Here is a 17,317-nt window from a genome sequence, read left to right on the forward strand (position 1 = left end):
CGGAGAACAGTGCGGGGCTCTCCGGGGGTAGCAGCGGGGCCACAGGGGGACAGCGCGACGTTGCCCGCCGATCGAGCGGTTCCGGAGGGGGGTCGCGAGATCGGCGGAACCCGTCACGTACACTCTTTCGCGGAGGATTGGCCGAGCGGCCTAAGGCGCACGACTGGAATTCGTGTTGGGTTAACAGCCCTCGCGGGTTCGAATCCCGCATCCTCCGCCGATCGACGGGCCGGGCGTGGACTCCACGCCCGGCCCGTTCTCGTTCGCGGGCCCGTCTTCGTTCGTCCGACCCGTTCTCGTTTCCGGGGCCCGTTCTCGTTCACGGGGCTGTTCTCGTTTCCGGGCCTTCCCACCGAGCCGTCATGCGGTGCGCTGCCGCCTCGGCGTTCGTGATCGCCCCCTCGACGGCTTTTCGACGCCCTGTCGGCGGACTCTCGTCCGCTCTCCCCGACAGCGTTACCGCTTTGCCCGGATCGCGTTGCCACCTCCTCGCAGGCACCACCGGAGGGCGCTTGGGCCCATCGGGGGTACGGCGCGAGCACGAAAGTCGTAACGCGTTACTCCCGGCACTTCAGCATTCGTAGGCAATCGCCTCGCGGCTCTGGATCTCGTCTCCCGCGTCCCCCGATAGTGCGCGTGCAATCCGCTAAACCGATTCCGCCGAGGCGGCGAACCCGCCCGCCGGAAGAGGAGAGGAGAACGGAATTGGCAAGAGCCAAGACCGGAACCGGACGGCTCCGCACCAGGACCGCCGCGGTGGCTCTGACGAGCTGCGCGATGGCCGCGGGATTGACGGCGACCACCGCACAGGCGGCCCAGGTGTCCGAAACCGACGAACACTGCGTGCTGGACGTCTCCACCCGGAACCACACCTGCTACGAGACGTTGGCCGAAGCCCGACAGCAGGGGCAACGAATCGCCGACACCACCGGTGAGCTCATCGGCGCCACCGTCTTCGAGGACGCCGAGTACGGCGGCTCCTCGCTGACGATCACTGTACCGGAACCGTGTCCCAAGAACGACAAAGTGGACTTCTGGCTCGATCTGGACGACTACTGGCAGAACCGGATCTCCTCGGTACAGGCCTGGTCCACCTGTTGGGTCTGGCTGTACCCGGACTCCGGCGATCGCGCGGGCCCCTACAAGGAGAACCACCCCGACGTGGGCAGCTACATCAACGACCGAACAGTGACCGTCGGACTGAGCTGAGCGAGGACTAGGAATGAAGTCGCGTAATCGACTGGCCGTCGGCCTGAGCGCCGCCGCGCTGGCAATGACCGGACTGGCCGCGCCCGCGAGTGCCACGACCGAAGCCGAACCCACCGTGCGGCAGCTGCTGGAGCAGTGCGAGAACGGCAACACCGATCTCTGCGAGTTTCACCCGTCCGGGCCGCCGGAAACGTACCGCGGCGCCTACGAACTGGTCGGTGGGGCCACGAACTGCTCCGAGGGAACCTCCACCCGAATCATCGGCTGGCAGTCGAGCAGGAGCACCACCACCAACGTGAGTGTGACCATCAGCGCCGGCGTCACGCTGGGCGAGGTGTTCGAGGCGGGCTTCGAGGCCAGTTACGAACGGCAGTGGAGCTGGAGCACCACCAAGTCCGACGAGATCCGCCACGAGCTGGGACCGGACCAGGCCGTGAACATCTACGCCGCTCCGATGCGGCAGAAAGTCACCGGGACCTACGAGCTGCACTTCGGTGACCCCTACTACGGGCACTACTACTGGTACGTGAACGACGTGACGGTGGACGGTCCGCAGGAAAACCCCGCTTGGGAGACCAGGGTGGAGTCGAAGCCCGCCAACTGCTGACCCGGTTGCGGCAGGCAGGACCGACACTCACAGGTCGGCCACCGGCAGGGCTCCGCCACCAGCAGGGCTCCGCCACCAGCAGGGCTCCGCGACACCGGCAGGGTCGAACCGGCGCTCGCCGGGCAGTCCCCGGAGCGAAATGGGCCGGGCACGAGAAAGCGGCGCCGGGCCCCGCGGGGGATCCGGCGCCGCTCTCGTCAACGCGCGGTAGCGGTGGGATTCGAACCCACGGAGGCTCTCACCTCACGCGATTTCGAGTCGCGCTCCTTAGGCCGCTCGGACACGCTACCGCGAACAAGCGTAACGAACGGCCCTCACGAATCGAGCACGGGGGTCGAGGAAGTCGGTTTCTCCCGCACAGCGCGCCGTTGGCGCCCTGGGGCGGGGGAACCCGGAGGATTCGAAGCGGGCGGCTCCACCCTTCTTCCGTGGCCCCCACGAGCGACCGAAACCGAGGCCCCACCCCGAAGGTGTTTCCGTCAGCGCTGGCCTTCGCCGCCTTCCCGGTTTCCACCCTGGTTACCGCCCTGGTCACCGCGCAGCTTGTCCTTGACGTCCTCGGCCGCTCCCGCCGCACGGTCCTTCATGTCCTGGCCGGACTCCTTGGCCTCGCCCTCGAGGCGGTCCCGCTTGCCCGCGTCCTTCATGTCCCGGTTGCCGGTCGCGCGGCCGGTCGCCTCCTTGGCCTTGCCCGCGAGCTGCTGGGCCTGGTGCTTGACCTTGTCGAACGTACTCATCGCGACCTCCTGTTGCCGACTGCTCCCGCTACATACCCGGCAACTCCGTCGAATCACCCAATAGTGACTCAAGTCACAATCGGTGCTCGCCGAAGAACTCCGCCAGCAACGCGGCACACTCGCTGTCGAGCACCCCGCCGACGACCTCGGGCCGATGGTTGAGCCTGCCGTCCCGGACGACGTCCCACAGCGAACCGACCGCCCCGGTACGGGGCTCCCAGCTGCCGAAGACCAACCTGGAAACCCGGGACAGCACCAGCGCCCCGGCACACATAGTGCACGGCTCCACGGTCACGGCCAGGGTGCATCCCCCCAGCCGCCAACCGTCCCCGTAAGCGGCCGCCGCGGCGCGCAACGCCAGCAACTCGGCATGGGCCGTGGGATCGGACAGCTCCTCACGACGGTTGTGCGCCCGCGCCAGTATCCGACCGTCGGAGGCCGCCACCACCGCGCCGATCGGCACGTCCCCCGCCGCCGTGGCGTCCGTCGCCACGGCGAGCGCGGAACGGACCAGTTCCCGATCCCCGGAAGCCTCGATCATTCCGGCCGGCCCGGCTCTCGTCCCGAACCGCCATTCCGTTCGACGCCGGGCACCGCGACCGCTCCGGCCCCCACAACCACTCCGGCCACTACAACCGCTCCAGCACCGCGGTGAACTGTTCACCGAATCCGCAGCGCTGCGCGATCATCTCGAGCTGCTCGTCCGGGTACAGGTCGACCTCTTCGGTGATCAGCAGCAGTTCCTCCTCCGGAAGTCCCAGATCGGAGAGCAACGCGAGGTTGCCCTCCGGCCAGATCTCCTCGTCCTCCTCGTCGGGTGGCTCCGTACGCAGCAGGTCCAGCACATCGGCGGCCACGTCGTAGTCGAGTGCCGCTGCCGCGTCGGACAACGCCAGCTCCACCCCGCCCGGTACCGGACGCACCAGCACGAAGAATTCGTCATCCACGTTGCACATGCCCACCACGGCTCCGCTGGAGCGCAGTTCGCGTAATGCGGTGATGATCGCGTCGAGTCCGGTCAGTACCGAACCGTCCAACATGTCGCATCGCCACCGGCCGTCCTCACGAACGGCGGCCACTGCGAACCCCGCGACCGGCTCCTGGAGCGTCATGACGCCACGGTAAAGCGTGCGAACGCCACCCGAAAGCACGATTGCGAACAGCTCACCAACCGAGTCAATGATTCACGCTCGGTGTGTTCACCGGGTCACCACTCCGGTACGAGTCGTCGCGGGTAGGGCAGGATGAGCCCATGCGAGCCGTGTGTGTGATCGGGCTGGGACTGATCGGCGGATCCGTGCTTCGGGCGACGGCGCGCTCGGGCAGGCCGGCCTGGGGAGCGACCACTTCGGCGGAGGACGCCGCCGCCGCTCGGGCGGCGGGCTACGAGGTGCTGTCGAGCACCGAGCAGGCACTGGAGCGTGCGGAGGAACGAGACGCGCTGGTGGTGCTGGCGATCCCGCTGCCCGCTGTCGGCACGGTCCTGCGGCAGGTGAACCGACACGCGCCCACGGCGTGGCTGACCGACGTGGTCAGCGTGCAGGAGCCGGTCCACGACTCGGTGCGGGAGTCCGCGCCTGCCGCGCGTTACGCGGGCGGGCACCCGATGGCGGGCACCGACCGCTCCGGCTGGGGGGCGGGCAGCGCGGAACTGTTCGACGGGGCGCTCTGGGCGGTGACGATCGACGGTGACACCGGCCTCGACGCCTGGCGGGAAGCCGCGCTGTTGGCCCTGGACTGCGGTGCGCGGGTGGTGCCCGCCTCCCCCGCCGAGCACGACGCCGCGGTGGCTCGGGTATCGCATCTGCCCCACCTGCTGGCTGCCGTGCTCGCCTCCGTGGGTGGTGACGGTGGACCGTTGGCCGAATCGCTGGCGGCGGGCTCCTTTCGGGACGGTACGAGGGTGATCGCCACCGACCCGGATCTGGTGCGGGCCATGACGGAGGGGAACCGGGCGGCGCTGCTGGACGCGCTGGACGACACCCTGGGACGACTCGGAGCCGCGCGGGGAGCACTGGCCTCCACCGGCTCACTGGACGCCACCCTGCGCTCCGGCCACCGAGCACGTGCCGGGTTCTACCCCACGGAGCGCACCGAACCGGTGCGGACGACCGTGCGACTCGATGCCGGGCACGCATTGCGCAGGCTGCGTGAGCTCGGGGAGAGCGGGGCTCACGTGGTTTCGCTGGCCGAGGAAACGGCGGTGGCCGAACATCGCCCGGCGCCCGAGACGACAAACGAGCAGAACTCCTCAAAAGAGTGAACAGGCGATCCGGACACGCCGGCTGTGGCGGCGACGCCGGCGGGCCCGGCGGATATTCGCCGAACTCACCCGAAAGAACTAAGGTAATTACCCCCGATTGCGGCATCATGGCCCCATGGCCCGTGCGATGCTGCTCGACGCCACCCGAACTCCGTTCGGCAGGTACCGGGGCGAGCTCTCCGGTATCCGAGTGGACGACCTCGCCGCCATGCCGCTGGCCGAGCTGGTGCGACGACACGCCGACCGGAACGAACGTCCGTTGGATCCCGGCACGATCGACGAGGTGATCTACGGCAACACCAACGGAGCGGGGGAGGAGAACCGCGACGTGGCGCGCATGGCCGTATTGCTGGCCGGGTTGCCCGAGAGCGTGCCCGGCGTGACCGTCAACCGGTTGTGCGGATCGGGGTGCGAGGCGTTCGTGCAGGCGGGACGGGCGGTACGCACCGAGGACGCGGAACTGGTCGTCGCGGGCGGCGTGGAGGGCATGAGCCGGGCACCGTTCATCGTCCCCCGCCCGGAACGCGCGCTGCCCGACCGCCTGGAGGCCGTCTCGACGGCTGTCGGTTGGCGGCTGGTCAATCCACGCATGAATCCCGAGTGGACGGCTCCGCTGGGGCTGATCGCCGAACGTATCGCCACGGAACTGGGTGTGGGCCGGGCCGCGATGGACGAGTACGCACTGCGCTCGCACCGCCGCGCGGCGGCAGCCTGGGACGCCGGAATGCACGACGGCTTCGTCTTCCCCGTCCGCGGCGTGGGCGGCATCCCGATGCGCAGCGACGAACCACTGAGCACGGAGATCGGCGCGGCCAAGCTGGCGGAGTTTCCACCCGCCTTCTCGCCCGACGGGACCGTAACGGTGGGCAATTCCGCGCCACTCGGCGACGGGTCGGTAGCGGCGCTCATCGGCTCCCAACGACAGGCCGAGCGATTGGCTGTCACACCCCTCGGCGAGCTGGTCGGAACGGCGACGGTGGCCTGCGCACCCCAGCGGTTCGTCCTCGCGACCGTTACGGCGATACGCAAGTTGCTGGACAGGCTGGACATGAGCGCCGAGGAAGTCGACCTGTGGGAGATCAACGAGGCATTCGCCGCGCTGGTGCTCGCGGTACTGCGGCAACTCCCGGAAGCTCCCCACGATCGAGTGAATGTGCACGGTGGTGCACTGGCCTACGGGCATCCGCTCGGCGCGTCCATGTCGCGGGTCGTCGTCGACCTGTGCCGACACCTGAACCATCGCGGCGGCGGATTCGGAATCGCGGCCACCGGAGTGGGAGTCGGCCAGGCAACCGCTGTCGCCGTACGAGCGCAACCGGAAATGTGAACAATCATCGATTCATCGAGTTCCACCGTTTTTCCGAGAGTTGGCTCACGAGAAAATCCACAACACTCAATACGGTGAATGCCGCGCGTGTCGCCCGGCACGGGGAAAGCCACCGGGGTAAAAATGAGTTGTCGGCGAACCAATGGGATCGATCCACGGACCGACTCATACGGACTCGGCCGACAAGAATTCCCATAATCCGAAAGGAAAGGGCGCGAGCATGCGTTCGTTCACGCGGGCAGTAGTTGTCGGCGCCATGGCCCTGCCGCTGGCCATCGGCGGTGCGGGTGTCGCCTCGGCCGACGACATGAGGCCGGAGGCCAACCACAACCACAGCCACAGCCAGAAGGACGAGCACAAGGACAAGGACAAGCACAAGGGCAAGCACAAGGGCAAGAAGGCCGACGCCTACAAGTGCTTCTACAAGTCCTGCAAGATCGACGTTGACAAGAAGCAGAAGAAGCTCTGGCTCTGGAGCTGGAACTGGAAGAAGCAGGACATCGAGGTCGAGAAGAGCAACATCAACGTCGGCATCCAGTGAGCTGACCGATGTTCGTTGTCGGGCTCCGTTCCCGGGAGCCCGACACACGAAATCTTACCCGAAAAAACGTTCCGAAATTTCGCTGAATTCGCGGACTATCCTCGTTTTCGTCACGCGCATTCGCTCCCGAAAAATACGCGGCCGAACGATTCTTCCCGAGAATTCCCCGAGGAAGACGAGCCGGGATATCACCCAGGCACACCGGTTGAAGGATCACGAAACGCGCGGCACCGTCTTCGGGCCTCGTCCTCAGCGAGGCCGCACGAGATCCTCGGAGAGGCTGCGCGCGCGTCTGCGGTGCGTCCAGTAGGAACGGACCTTACGCAACACGAGCACCGCGATCACGAGCGAAACCAACTCTCCCCCACGCCGAGACTGTTCCCCCCGGCCGGGCCGGAACGAAGAATACGACCGACGACAGACGGTACAGCCGCGGCTTCGCACCGCATCAGTCGGGTTTGGAGCGGAGGGGCCGACGAAGCCGGTGTGCTGAGGAGCGGCCTGACCGCCCCTCGGAGCACCGCGGTCCCGGCGATTTCGCGGGAAATTGACGGAGCCTCGGGGGACCGCGGGCCCCACGGGGTGACGATTTCCCACGAAATTTACGCGGGTGCGTAGGTCAGGCAGTCGACGATGTTCTCCTGGTAACCCACCGTGATACCGGGGGCCTGGCATTCGAGATTGACGTTGTGCCCGCAGTCGGACATCTTGCAGGCCCCGACGTGGCCGACCGTCCCGGGATCGCCCGCGGGAGAAGTGGCGGTGGTGAAGGTGTCACACCGTGGGTTGGCCGGCTCTCCCACGGTGATCGCGAGGGCGTGGCAGGCATGATGCTGGTTGTAAGCGCAGTCCGTGGCGTCGCACTCGTTCACGATGGGCATTTCCATGACGTCCACCTCCGTCTCGGAGAGCTTTCGGACAGCACGGTCCCACCGGACCGACCGCTCTACCACTCGAAAATCCGAGCGCTTCACACGAAGAGGCGCAGCGAGGTGGTTGCCCGGGCTAGCACAGCCGCACGGGAGGCGGTCGCACTTGCCGCGCGAGTGCCGAAGCGCTGAACTCGGTGATGGCCCGGCGCTCGCGAAAGTTGGCGGTAAATCGACGACCGCCCCGCGAAACCATAAGCCCCAGGACTTCGATCTGGGGCTTTGAGTGCGCCCGGGGGTGGGGAATGGGTGGGAACCTCGATCGAGATGCGTGCGGCACCGGGCGGACACATACTCGCCCCCGGGGTGCAGTCACCTCCGGCGAAAGCTGACAAGGGGGCATCATGGCTGTGGCGATGATGGTGGACAATCCCGAAGGTTCACAGGAAATCTACGACAAGGTAATCGAGCACCTGGAGCTCACGCAGCGACCCGCGGGTGGAATCTTTCATGCCGCCGGGCCGAGCCCCAACGGCGGCTGGCTCGTCATCGAAGTGTGGGAATCCGAAGAAGATGCGCATCGATTCGTCGAAGAGCGTCTCAGGCCCGCTTTCCAAGCGGCAGGTGTCCCACCTCCTCCGCAGCCCCAGATCTGGCCGGTGCACAACTACATGAAGTAGTGGGGGACGTTTCACCCTTCCGCCGCCGGTTGGCGCTCCGGACGACGAGGACGGGTCGAGTGCCCGCCGGATCACAGCGGTGAGGGGGTGGGACACTCACACCCATCGACGACGCTCAACGACCGCATGATGGTCAAGCATCCAGTTCGAACATCGACGTCTTGAAGCCGGTGGCCCGCGGGGCTAGCGAAAGCTGGCGACGAATTGGCAACCACCCCGAGAAATCAAAAGCCCCAGGCCTTCGACCTGGGGCTTTGAGTGCGCCCGTAGGGATTCGAACCCCAAACCTTCTGATCCGTAGTCAGATGCTCTATCCGTTGAGCTACGGGCGCGTGTTCAGTTGTGAACTCCCACCGGGGTGGGAGTCCTGGCGGAGGCTCCGGGATTCGAACCCGGGAAGGGGGGTTGCCCCTTACCGCATTAGCAGTGCGGCGCCATAGACCAGACTAGGCGAAGCCTCCGGGTAGTTCCTCTCGGCCACTGATGTAAACCATACACACTCCCGCGAGCCGAGTTACAACGGGGGTCGGTATTGACCATCATCGGCACCGACCCCCCGCGGCCACACGGCGGGCGTGTCACCTCAACCGCTGGTCATCTCGATGAAAGGTCGCAGTGACCCGGGGTTCCGCAAGGCGTCCATGCTGACCGCGCTCTCCGGCGCGGCCCCCGCCAGGATCTTCTTGACGGGCACTTCGAGCTTCTTGCCGTTGAGGGTGTGCGGTACCTCACCGATCACCACGAAGCGGTTCGGCACGTGTCGGGGTGAGAGTTCGTTGCGCAACCGCTCCCGCAGCGCCGGCTCCAGCGTCTCCAGCTCGACCCCTTCGGCCAGCACCAGGAAGCACAGCAGCTCCCCGTCGGTTTCCCCGGCACCGGAAGTGTCGATGACCAGCGAGTCGGACACCTCGTCGAACCCCTCGACCACGCGGTAGAACTCCGCCGTGCCCATGCGGATGCCACCGCGGTTGAGGGTGGAGTCACTGCGCCCGTAGATGACCAGTGATCCCCGGTCGGTGATCCGCACCCAGTCCCCGTGCCGCCAGATTCCGGGATAAGTGTCGAAGTACGCCTCCAACAGCCTGCTGCCGTCCGGGTCGTTCCAGAAGTACACCGGCATGCTCGGCATCGGCTTGGTCAGCACCAACTCGCCGACCTCGTCGTGCTTCTCGTCCCCGTGCTCGTCGTAGGCGGCGACCGAGGCGCCCAGCATGGGACAGGAGATCTCGCCCAACCACACCGGCACGTCGGGCGAGGCCCCGACGAACGCGGTACACAGATCGGTGCCGCCGGAGACACTGGCGATCTGCACGTCGTGTCCGACCTCCTCGGCGATCCAGCCGAACCCGTCGGCGGTCAGCGGTGCCCCGGTGGAGCCGACGGTCCGCAGCCGGGAGAGATCGTGGTCCGTGGCCGGACGCAGCCCCCGCTTGCGGCAGGTCTGGATGAACGGCGCGGAAGTGCCGAAGTAGCTCACGCCGTGCCGCGCGGACAGTTCCCACAGCGTGTCCGTCGCGGGATGCACGGGACTTCCGTCGAACAGCACGACGGCCGAGCCGGTCAGCAGTCCGCCGACCAGGAAGTTCCACATCATCCACCCGGTGGTGGTGAACCAGCAGAACCTGTCCCCCGGCCCCAGATCGCAGTGCAGCCCGAGCGTCTTGAGGTGCTCCAGGAGGATCCCGCCGTGCCCGTGCACGATGCCCTTGGGCAGCCCGGTGGTCCCGGAGGAGTAGAGCACCCACAGCGGGTGGTCGAACGGCACCGGTTCAAAGGAGAGCTCCGCACCGGCGTGTCGTTCCACCATGTCCCGCCAGTCGACGGTGTCCGACAGCGACTCCGCACCCGTCACGTAGTCGATCGAGACCGTGGCCCCGAGGCCGGGCAACTGTCCCCGGAGCTCGTGGACGGTCCCGGTGATGTCGAACTCCCTGCCGCCGTAGCGGTACCCGTTGACGGTCAGCAGCACCTTGGGTTCGATCTGCACGAAGCGGTCCGCCACCGCGCGCAACCCGAAGTCCGGGGAGCAGGAGGACCAGACGGCGCCCAGGCTGGCGGTCGCGAGGAACGCCACCAGGGTCTCGGGGCTGTTCGGCACCAGCGCCGCCACTCGGTCACCGCTGCGGACTCCCAGCTCGACCAGGCCCGCCCTGGCCACGGCCACTCGCGAGCGCAGCTCGCCGAAAGTGATCGTCTCGCCGTGGCCGTCCTCGCGTTCGAAGATCACGGCGGTGCGCGCGTCGTCCTTGCCCGGTCCCACGCACAGCGCGTGTTCCGCGTAGTTCAACCGTGCCCCGGGAAACCACTCGGCTCCCGGCATCGTCTCGGCACTCAGCACCCGCTCCGGGGATTCGCGGAAGGAGACCCCGAAGAACTCGGCCACGGCCGACCAGAACCCGTCCAGGTCCTCGACCGACCATCGCCAGAGCGCGCGGTAGTCGGGCAGGTCCAGCTCCCGGTGTTTCCACAGCCAGTCGCGGAACCTGCCGATGCGGGTCTGCCGAACCCACTCGGGTGAAGGTTGCCAGAGCAGCTCGGGTGTGGTGCTTGAAGTCATAACAGCTTCCTAACCCACCACCACCTCCCGGGGCCACAGGTGACACCCGCACAGTTCGACCGGAAATTTCCCGCGAAGTCACCGCCCGCGCCGGAGGGATCCTCCCCCGGGAGAACGGAGCTCCGCTCAGCGCAGGTGCAGATCGAACCAGTTGCGGGCACGTTGCCACGCCTCCGCCGCGGCCTCCGGATCGGTGTCGAAGCGGTGATCGGCGTTCGGGTAGCGCACCACGTCGGTAACGGACTCGGCGGCGGTCGCGGCGGCACGCAGCTTGTCGATCTCCGCGGCGGGTGTCCGGTTGTCCTGTTCGCCGTACAACCCGAGCCACGGGCAGCTCAACTCCCCCACGATGTCGACCAGCGGTGAAAAGCCCTCCGAAAGCGGGGTGACGATGCCGTCACCGCCCACGGTGACAGCAGCTCCCAGTCGCCTGCTGGAGGCCACCATGAGAGCGGCGCTGCCACCGATGTCGAATCCGATGATGCCCTGCCGGTCGCTGGAAACGCCCCGATCCGCCAGCCAGACGAAGGCGGCGTCGGTGTCGGCGAGCACGGCTTCACCGGAGAGCCTGCTCACCTGCTCCGCCACCCGGTGCGGGGTTTCCTCGGGGGAGAGCTCGTCGGTGCCGTCCCGGTGGTACAGGTGCGGCGCCACCGTGAGCCAGCCCTCCTCGGCGAGCGCTGCGACCAGGATTCTCGTGTAGTCCGTGACCCCTCTTGCCTCGTGCAGGACCACGACCCCACCTCGAACCACGTTGTCTGGTTCGGCGACCGTCAGCCTGAGTCGGGTGTCATCGGTGAGCGCGATCGTCTCGGTCCTGGTTTGGATCATACGCGCAGGTAACCACGCGGGGGTGAACTCCCGTCAACGTGCTGCGACGGAAAAGAGCCGTGGGAATGTCGACATTACTTCGGAGGAGTCATCCCATCATTGCTCTTTCCGGAGTAGAAACGATGAACGAATCGACCGAAGGTTCTACCGCGGACACACGGCGGGATACTGTCGCCCCGCGGCCCCTACGAGCCGCAACAAGCAGAGCAAGGAGTGGTCAATGAGCGTGCGCATCCGTTCCGACCTCGAGAAACTGCCCGCTTATGTCGCCGGCAGAACGGTGCCGGGTTCGGTCAAGTTGGCCAGCAACGAGGTCTCCGCCGGACCGCTGCCGAGTGTGGTGGATGCCATCACACGAGCGGCGCACGAGGTGCACCGCTACCCCGACATGGCCGCGACCGAACTCGTGGCAACGTTGGCCGAGCGGCTGGAGGTCACCACCGACCGTATCGCGGTGGGCTGTGGTTCGGTGGCGCTGTGTCAGCAGATCGTGCAGGCCACCTGCGAGCCCGGGGACGAGGTCGTCTTCCCGTGGCGTTCGTTCGAGGCCTACCCGATCCTCACCCGCGTGGCGGGTGCCGAGGAGGTCCGTGTTCCGCTCACTCCGGAACACGAGCTGGACCTGGAAGGGCTACTGAACGCGATCACCCCGGCTACCCGGGTGGTATTCGTCTGCACTCCCAACAACCCGACGGGGACCTCGCTGCGGCGGGAGGCCCTGGAGGCTTTCCTGCGGCGCGTTCCCCCAGAAGTGGTGGTGGTGCTGGACGAGGCGTACCGGGAGTTCGTGACCGACCCCGAAGCGCCGGACGGCGTGGAACTCACTCGGCAGTGGGACAACGTGGTATCGCTGCGGACCTTCTCCAAGGCATACGGCCTGGCGGGACTGCGTGTGGGCTACGCGGTGGGCACCCCCGAGATCATCACGGCGCTGCGCAAGGTCTACATCCCGTTCAGCGTGAACGCGGTGGCCCAGCAGGCGGCGGTGGCCTCGCTGAGCGCCACCACGGAACTGGAGCGGCGCTGCGCCGAGATCGCCACTGAACGAACGCGGGTACGCGAAGCGCTGCTCGAACTCGGCTACGAGGTTCCTCCCAGCCAGGCGAACTTCGTGTGGTTGCCGCTCGGGGAGCGCAGTACGGCCTTCGACGAGCACTGCGCGGAGCACCGGGTGGTGGTACGGGCCTTCGCCGGGGACGGCGTGCGCATCACCATCGGCGCCCCCGAGGAGAACGACGCGCTGCTCAAGGCGGCCACCTCGTTCCGGGGGTGAGCGCGGACAGCATCCGCACCCTCCCGACGAAACGGGACCCCGTACCGCTCCGGCCGGGCCGGTCGCACCCCTTCGGAGGCGCGGGCCTTTCGGGAACGAACACGGGGTCCCGTTCGATGAGCGTCAGCCGGTGACGGCCGCGTGTCCCTCGTGGCTCACCGGAGTGGGGGCCGAAGGCAGCTCCTCCTTGGGCTTGCCCGGCTTCTCCGGGTTGTCGGGCTTCTCGGGCTCCTTGGGCTCTTCCGGCTTCTTGGGCTCTTCCGGCTTCTCCGGCTCCTTGGGCTCTTCCGGCTTCTCCGGCTCCTTGGGCTCTTCCGGCTTCTCGGGCCCCTCGTCGCCGGTCTTGGGATGATCGACCACCGGTGCGTTGACGCACTCGGTGGACTGGCTCGAGAGGACGTTGGCGACCACACCCAGCACAGCGACATTGTTACCGCAGAGCTGTACCGGCAGCACGCTGGCGTTGTTGTCGTTGCCGATGTTGATGCCGTCGTTGTCGGCACTGTCAGCCAGCGCGGGGGTGCCCGCGAGCAGCAGACCCGCCGTCGCGGCCACGCTTCCCGCGAAGTATGTCTTCTTGGCCACTGTCACACTTCCTTCGTCGAATACCTGCGGATTTCGCACGGTGAGCCGATGAAAACGCCTCACCGCCCGCCCACTCAGCGCAGCCGGACAAGCGTGCCCAACGGCAGCGACCGCAGTAACCGCAGCGCATCACCGGGAACTCGGACACATCCGTCGCTGCTCGCCGTACCGAAGACCTCGGGCTCCGGCCAGCCGTGCAACGCGACGGTTCCGGGACCACCGCCGTACGTGGTGTAGGTCTCGGAGTGCGTCCCGAGCGGCAGAATGATCGGGCTGAAATCGCTGACCGTCTCCCGGATGGAGGCGAGGATGAAAGTGCGCCCCCTCGGTGTCGGCGTATCCACGGAACCGACCCCGACGCTCCAGGAACCGAGTTCCCGACCATTTTCGAGCACCACCAGCCGGCGGTTCCCCACGTCGACGTTCACGACGTACGGGGAGTGCGCTTTGTGCACTTTCTCGGTTCCCAACCGAACCCAACCGGTCGAACCGTTCGGACGCGAAGGCAACAGAACTCGTGCCCAGCCGTCGCGTTCGGCGACCACCGGAACCCAGGTCGGCGATTCGAACTGGGTAGCCGGTAGCCGCGCGATCGCTTCCCCACCCACGGAATCGTGTACCGCGATGTCCCGCTTCACACGCAGCACCACGCCGTCGGTACCGGAGCGCGGTGCCGGATCGGAAGGGGCGTCGGACGTGGTTCCGAAAGTGGTCGCGTCCGGAAGCGTGGAGAGATCCACCTTCGCACGCCGGGTCGACGACGGGGTTCCGTCGACCTGACGCGACTCGGACGTGGCCGCCGAACAGCCGGTGACCGATACGGCCAGCAGGACGCCGAGCACCATCACGACGGTGCGGCGGGACCTGGATGTCCCGCCGCCCGCGCTACGGAACTCGACTCCCGAGAACTCCATTGCGAACGTCCTTGCGGCCGTGGCTGCCTTCGCTGTGCGCACCGATCTCCTCGGAGGTGGTCTACACCGACCCCGCGAGCACGATCAGTGGTGAAACCGACTCGACTGCACGGTCGGATTCCGAGCGAACGCTAACCGATCATCGAGGTATAGCAATCGCCAGGCGACTGTTCACGCATCGCGGGAAATTCCCGACAAAAAGCCGATCACCTGGCCAAACGACCGAGCGGGGCGATCTCGAAAGCGGTTACGCGAATAATTTTTCACTTTGATTCGATTGAATTTTCACCCGAAAGAGCGAAGCAAGTTCTCGATTGAAAGCGGTTCTCGCCCGATCGGCGAAAGTTGATCACAATGTGGGCGGCCGTACGCGCGACCGGACCGTTCCGAACGAGCGAGTGTGATCGGGAAACCGTGGCTTTTCACGGGCACGTGCCGGAGAAACGAAGAGGAGCCGCAGCGACGAGGAGAAGTACAACGAGAAGCTTGCTGGGGCCGATCGGCGGCGAGGCGGGCGTTCGGGACGCTCGTCGTACGACACACGCCGCACCGCCGCGACTATGCTACCCGAACCGGGTGCCGCCACCCACACTGGCGGAAGCGGGGGGATTCGAACCCCCGGGCCCTCTCGGACCGCTCGCTTTCAAGGCGAGTGCATTAGGCCGCTCTGCCACGCTTCCGCGCAGTAGGGTAGCCCTCGACGCCCATCACGCCAACAGGGGGCTGCCGACAGGGGCTACCAACAGGGGCTACCAACAGGGGGCTGCCGACAGGGGGCTGCCGACAGGCGAAAGTTGACCTCGATCGCGGATCGGCGGCGTACAATCACGGCAGTAACCCAGCTGCCGCACGGGTTTCCGGTGCCGCGTGGCCCGCACGAGTGGGTGGCCCGCACGAGTGGCAGGGGAGCACCACGAAGGGAACAACCGAGACGACGAGCTCCTGCCAGGGGGACGGGTGACTGCTGCGGTCGAAGTGGCGGATCTGGTCAAGCACTACCCCAAGAGCACGCACAACGCGGTGGACGGGTTGAGCTTCCGGGTCCGGCGCGGTGAGATCTTCGGACTGCTGGGACCGAACGGCGCGGGCAAAACCACGACGGTGGGAATTCTGACCACCCGGATCGTGCTCACCAGCGGGAGCGCCACGATCGGCGGGATCGACGTGGCCCGTGACCCCGTGGCCGCCAGGAGCAAGGTCGCCGTGGTTCCGCAACGGGTCAATCTCGACAGGTCACTCAACGCCAGGCAGAACCTGCTGTTCCACGCCTCGTACCACGGAATCGGCCGCTCCGAACGGCACGCGCTGGCCACCCGACTCATGGAGCGGATGGGACTGGCCGACAAGTCCAAGGCGCGCATCGACGACCTCTCCGGCGGCCAGGCACAGCGGCTGATGATCGCCAGGGCGCTGATCCACCGGCCCGAGGTGCTGTTCCTCGACGAACCCTCCACCGGACTGGATCCGCAGGCGAGGCTGTTCGTACACGACCGCGTCAACGATCTGCGTTCCGAGGGGGTCACCGTCGTACTGACCACGCACGACATGGAAGAGGCCGAAAAGCTCTCCGACCGGGTGGGCGTGGTCGATCACGGCAGGATGCTCACCGTGGACACCCCTACCTCGCTGATCAGGTCGCTGCCGGGCAGCGGAACCATCGACGCACGGGTCCGGCCGAACGGTTTCGACAGCGACAAGGTCACCGGCCTGCTGTCGGACATCCCCGGGGTACAGCGGGTCGAAGCCCCGGGCGGTTCGACCGCCCTCGAAGGGGTTTCCCCGGATACCGAGTTACGCCTCTACGTGGACGGTGACCCCGGTTCGCTGCTCGGCCCGGTCGCGGCGAAACTGCACGACAACGAGATCACGGTCAGCGACCTCTCACTCGGCTCGGCGAGCCTGGAGGACGTCTTCATCGAGCTGACCGGCAGGGACCTACGATGACCGGCACCGCGCAGAGCTCTCTTCGCGCGTTCTGGGCCGTACTCGGCAGGGACGTGTTCGTCACCGGACGCGAGATGCCCAGCTTCCTGGCGCAGGTACTGGTGCAGCCGGTGGCGCTGCTGTTCATCTTCGGCAAGGTGCTGGGCCAGCTCGGCTACACCCAACCCGGCTATGCCCAGATCCTGCTGCCGGGAATGATCGCGCTCAACTCGTTCCTGGTGGCACTGCAGAACACCTCGTTCCCGCTGGTGCTGGACTTCTCGTTCTCCCGCGAGATCGAGGACCGGCTACTCGCCCCGCTGCCGATCACCTGGGTGGCCGTGGAGAAGATGCTCTTCGGCGCTCTTCGAGGGCTGTTCGCGGCGCTGCTGATGTTCCCGATCGGACTGCTGATGTTGGGCAACGTCGCCTGGGACCTGTCCGGACTGCCGTTCGCGGTGCTGTGCATGGTGCTCGGCTCGCTCGTGGGCGGCACCGTGGGGCTCACCGTGGGCGCGGCGGTACCGCCCCGGCGGATCAACATCATGTTCGCCGTGATCCTGGCTCCGCTGATCTTCACCGGAGCGAGCCAGTTCCCCTGGGCACAACTCGACCAGCTGCGCTGGTTCCAGATCGTCTGCGCGTTCAACCCGCTGACCTACGTCAGCGAGGGCATGCGCGGCGCGCTGCTGCCGGACGTGCCGCACATGGCGCCCTGGGTGTGCCTGCTGGCCCTGCTGGGAGCTTGTGTGATCTTCGGTGCGCTGGGGATCAAGTTCTTCCTGCGCCGCGCCCTGGACTAGGAATCCGCGACAGAAGTTGCTCGGGTGGCCGGGTAGCCGTCACGTGAGTCGGCGCCTTGCGGCGTTGGGCCGGCTCTTGAGTAGCGACCTACGCGGCGAGCGGCCCGGCCTTGCAATGCATCCGACTCACGCACCGGGGACACGCACGCTGCTCACCCGCATGGTCGCGTCCCGCCGGACAGTCCCGGACAGCGGCGG

The 17,317-nt window shown here is 67.0% G+C and carries 17 protein-coding genes and 5 tRNA genes; 10 read left to right on the forward strand and 12 right to left on the reverse strand.

Features of this window, described 5'->3' with window-relative positions:
- The first annotated feature begins 131 nt into the window (after positions 1-131).
- The 3 genes from ACOQFL_RS20895 (at position 132) to ACOQFL_RS20905 (ending at position 1,816) form a co-directional block, all read left to right on the forward strand.
- A tRNA-Ser gene (locus ACOQFL_RS20895) sits at positions 132-217 on the forward strand.
- Positions 218-705: 488 nt separating this feature from the next.
- Complete coding sequence (locus tag ACOQFL_RS20900; RefSeq protein WP_435545899.1) at positions 706-1,209, forward strand: hypothetical protein; 504 nt, start codon at positions 706-708, stop codon at positions 1,207-1,209.
- 13 nt (positions 1,210-1,222) lie between these two features.
- Positions 1,223-1,816 carry a hypothetical protein gene (locus ACOQFL_RS20905; protein ID WP_435545900.1) on the forward strand — a complete coding sequence of 198 codons (594 nt, stop codon included), beginning with the start codon at positions 1,223-1,225 and terminating at the stop codon, positions 1,814-1,816.
- Positions 1,817-2,021: 205 nt separating this feature from the next.
- Here ACOQFL_RS20905 and ACOQFL_RS20910 read toward each other — a convergent pair.
- The 4 genes from ACOQFL_RS20910 to ACOQFL_RS20925 form a co-directional block, all read right to left on the reverse strand.
- Positions 2,022-2,106: transfer RNA gene (locus ACOQFL_RS20910), tRNA-Ser, on the reverse strand.
- Positions 2,107-2,295: 189 nt separating this feature from the next.
- Positions 2,296-2,553, reverse strand: a complete 258-nt coding sequence (locus tag ACOQFL_RS20915; protein WP_435545901.1) for a CsbD family protein — start codon at positions 2,551-2,553, stop codon at positions 2,296-2,298.
- 73 nt (positions 2,554-2,626) lie between these two features.
- A complete protein-coding gene (locus tag ACOQFL_RS20920; protein ID WP_435545902.1) occupies positions 2,627-3,094 on the reverse strand; it encodes a nucleoside deaminase in 468 nt (155 codons plus the stop codon).
- A gap of 88 nt (positions 3,095-3,182) precedes the next feature.
- The gene (locus tag ACOQFL_RS20925) at positions 3,183-3,665 is read right to left on the reverse strand and encodes a tRNA adenosine deaminase-associated protein (RefSeq protein WP_435545903.1); all 483 of its coding nucleotides are present in this window, start codon (positions 3,663-3,665) and stop codon (positions 3,183-3,185) included.
- Positions 3,666-3,805: 140 nt separating this feature from the next.
- On the opposite strand from ACOQFL_RS20925, the gene ACOQFL_RS20930 reads away from it, so the two are divergent.
- The 3 genes from ACOQFL_RS20930 (at position 3,806) to ACOQFL_RS20940 (ending at position 6,684) form a co-directional block, all read left to right on the forward strand.
- The gene (locus ACOQFL_RS20930) at positions 3,806-4,816 is read left to right on the forward strand and encodes a prephenate dehydrogenase (protein WP_435545904.1); all 1,011 of its coding nucleotides are present in this window, start codon (positions 3,806-3,808) and stop codon (positions 4,814-4,816) included.
- Positions 4,817-4,931: 115 nt separating this feature from the next.
- Entirely contained in the window at positions 4,932-6,143 is a 1,212-nt protein-coding gene (locus ACOQFL_RS20935; protein ID WP_435545905.1) for a thiolase family protein, read from the forward strand.
- A 220-nt stretch (positions 6,144-6,363) separates the two neighbouring features.
- Positions 6,364-6,684: a hypothetical protein gene (locus ACOQFL_RS20940; protein WP_435545906.1), complete on the forward strand. Its 321-nt coding sequence runs from the start codon at positions 6,364-6,366 to the stop codon at positions 6,682-6,684.
- A gap of 602 nt (positions 6,685-7,286) precedes the next feature.
- Here the strand turns inward: ACOQFL_RS20940 and ACOQFL_RS20945 are convergent.
- Positions 7,287-7,571: a DUF1540 domain-containing protein gene (locus ACOQFL_RS20945; RefSeq protein WP_435545907.1), complete on the reverse strand. Its 285-nt coding sequence runs from the start codon at positions 7,569-7,571 to the stop codon at positions 7,287-7,289.
- A gap of 386 nt (positions 7,572-7,957) precedes the next feature.
- Here ACOQFL_RS20945 and ACOQFL_RS20950 point away from each other — a divergent pair, with 386 nt between their 5' ends.
- Positions 7,958-8,233, forward strand: coding sequence for a hypothetical protein (locus ACOQFL_RS20950; RefSeq protein WP_435545908.1), 276 nt, complete (start codon positions 7,958-7,960; stop codon positions 8,231-8,233).
- 259 nt (positions 8,234-8,492) lie between these two features.
- On the opposite strand, the gene ACOQFL_RS20955 is transcribed toward ACOQFL_RS20950, so the two are convergent.
- The 4 genes from ACOQFL_RS20955 to ACOQFL_RS20970 all read right to left on the reverse strand — a co-directional run bounded on the left by ACOQFL_RS20955 (position 8,493) and on the right by ACOQFL_RS20970 (position 11,621).
- Positions 8,493-8,565, reverse strand: a tRNA-Arg gene (locus ACOQFL_RS20955).
- Positions 8,566-8,601: 36 nt separating this feature from the next.
- Positions 8,602-8,694 (reverse strand) — tRNA-Ser (locus ACOQFL_RS20960).
- A 122-nt stretch (positions 8,695-8,816) separates the two neighbouring features.
- Positions 8,817-10,790 carry an acetoacetate--CoA ligase gene (locus tag ACOQFL_RS20965; RefSeq protein ID WP_435545909.1) on the reverse strand — a complete coding sequence of 658 codons (1,974 nt, stop codon included), beginning with the start codon at positions 10,788-10,790 and terminating at the stop codon, positions 8,817-8,819.
- A 126-nt stretch (positions 10,791-10,916) separates the two neighbouring features.
- Positions 10,917-11,621, reverse strand: a complete 705-nt coding sequence (locus ACOQFL_RS20970) for a dienelactone hydrolase family protein (RefSeq protein ID WP_435545910.1) — start codon at positions 11,619-11,621, stop codon at positions 10,917-10,919.
- A 220-nt stretch (positions 11,622-11,841) separates the two neighbouring features.
- On the opposite strand from ACOQFL_RS20970, the gene hisC reads away from it, so the two are divergent.
- Positions 11,842-12,894 (forward strand): histidinol-phosphate transaminase, encoded by a 1,053-nt coding sequence (hisC, locus tag ACOQFL_RS20975; protein ID WP_435545911.1) that lies wholly within the window; start codon positions 11,842-11,844, stop codon positions 12,892-12,894.
- A gap of 123 nt (positions 12,895-13,017) precedes the next feature.
- Here the strand turns inward: hisC and ACOQFL_RS20980 are convergent, their stop codons facing one another.
- The 3 genes from ACOQFL_RS20980 to ACOQFL_RS20990 all read right to left on the reverse strand — a co-directional run bounded on the left by ACOQFL_RS20980 (position 13,018) and on the right by ACOQFL_RS20990 (position 15,073).
- Positions 13,018-13,479, reverse strand: coding sequence for a hypothetical protein (locus tag ACOQFL_RS20980; protein WP_435545912.1), 462 nt, complete (start codon positions 13,477-13,479; stop codon positions 13,018-13,020).
- Between the two features lie 74 nt (positions 13,480-13,553).
- A complete protein-coding gene (locus ACOQFL_RS20985) occupies positions 13,554-14,393 on the reverse strand; it encodes a L,D-transpeptidase (RefSeq protein WP_435545913.1) in 840 nt (279 codons plus the stop codon).
- Positions 14,394-14,985: 592 nt separating this feature from the next.
- Positions 14,986-15,073, reverse strand: a tRNA-Ser gene (locus ACOQFL_RS20990).
- A gap of 277 nt (positions 15,074-15,350) precedes the next feature.
- Here ACOQFL_RS20990 and ACOQFL_RS20995 point away from each other — a divergent pair.
- Both ACOQFL_RS20995 and ACOQFL_RS21000 read left to right on the forward strand, forming a co-directional pair.
- Positions 15,351-16,337: an ABC transporter ATP-binding protein gene (locus ACOQFL_RS20995; RefSeq protein WP_435545914.1), complete on the forward strand. Its 987-nt coding sequence runs from the start codon at positions 15,351-15,353 to the stop codon at positions 16,335-16,337.
- Positions 16,334-17,119: an ABC transporter permease gene (locus ACOQFL_RS21000; protein ID WP_435545915.1), complete on the forward strand. Its 786-nt coding sequence runs from the start codon at positions 16,334-16,336 to the stop codon at positions 17,117-17,119. The genes ACOQFL_RS20995 and ACOQFL_RS21000 overlap by 4 nt, the downstream gene beginning before the upstream one ends.
- Positions 17,120-17,317 lie beyond the last annotated feature (198 nt).

The sequence above is a fragment of the Actinopolyspora sabaoui genome (assembly GCF_051225635.1).
Taxonomy (GTDB): Bacteria; Actinomycetota; Actinomycetes; order Mycobacteriales; family Pseudonocardiaceae; genus Actinopolyspora.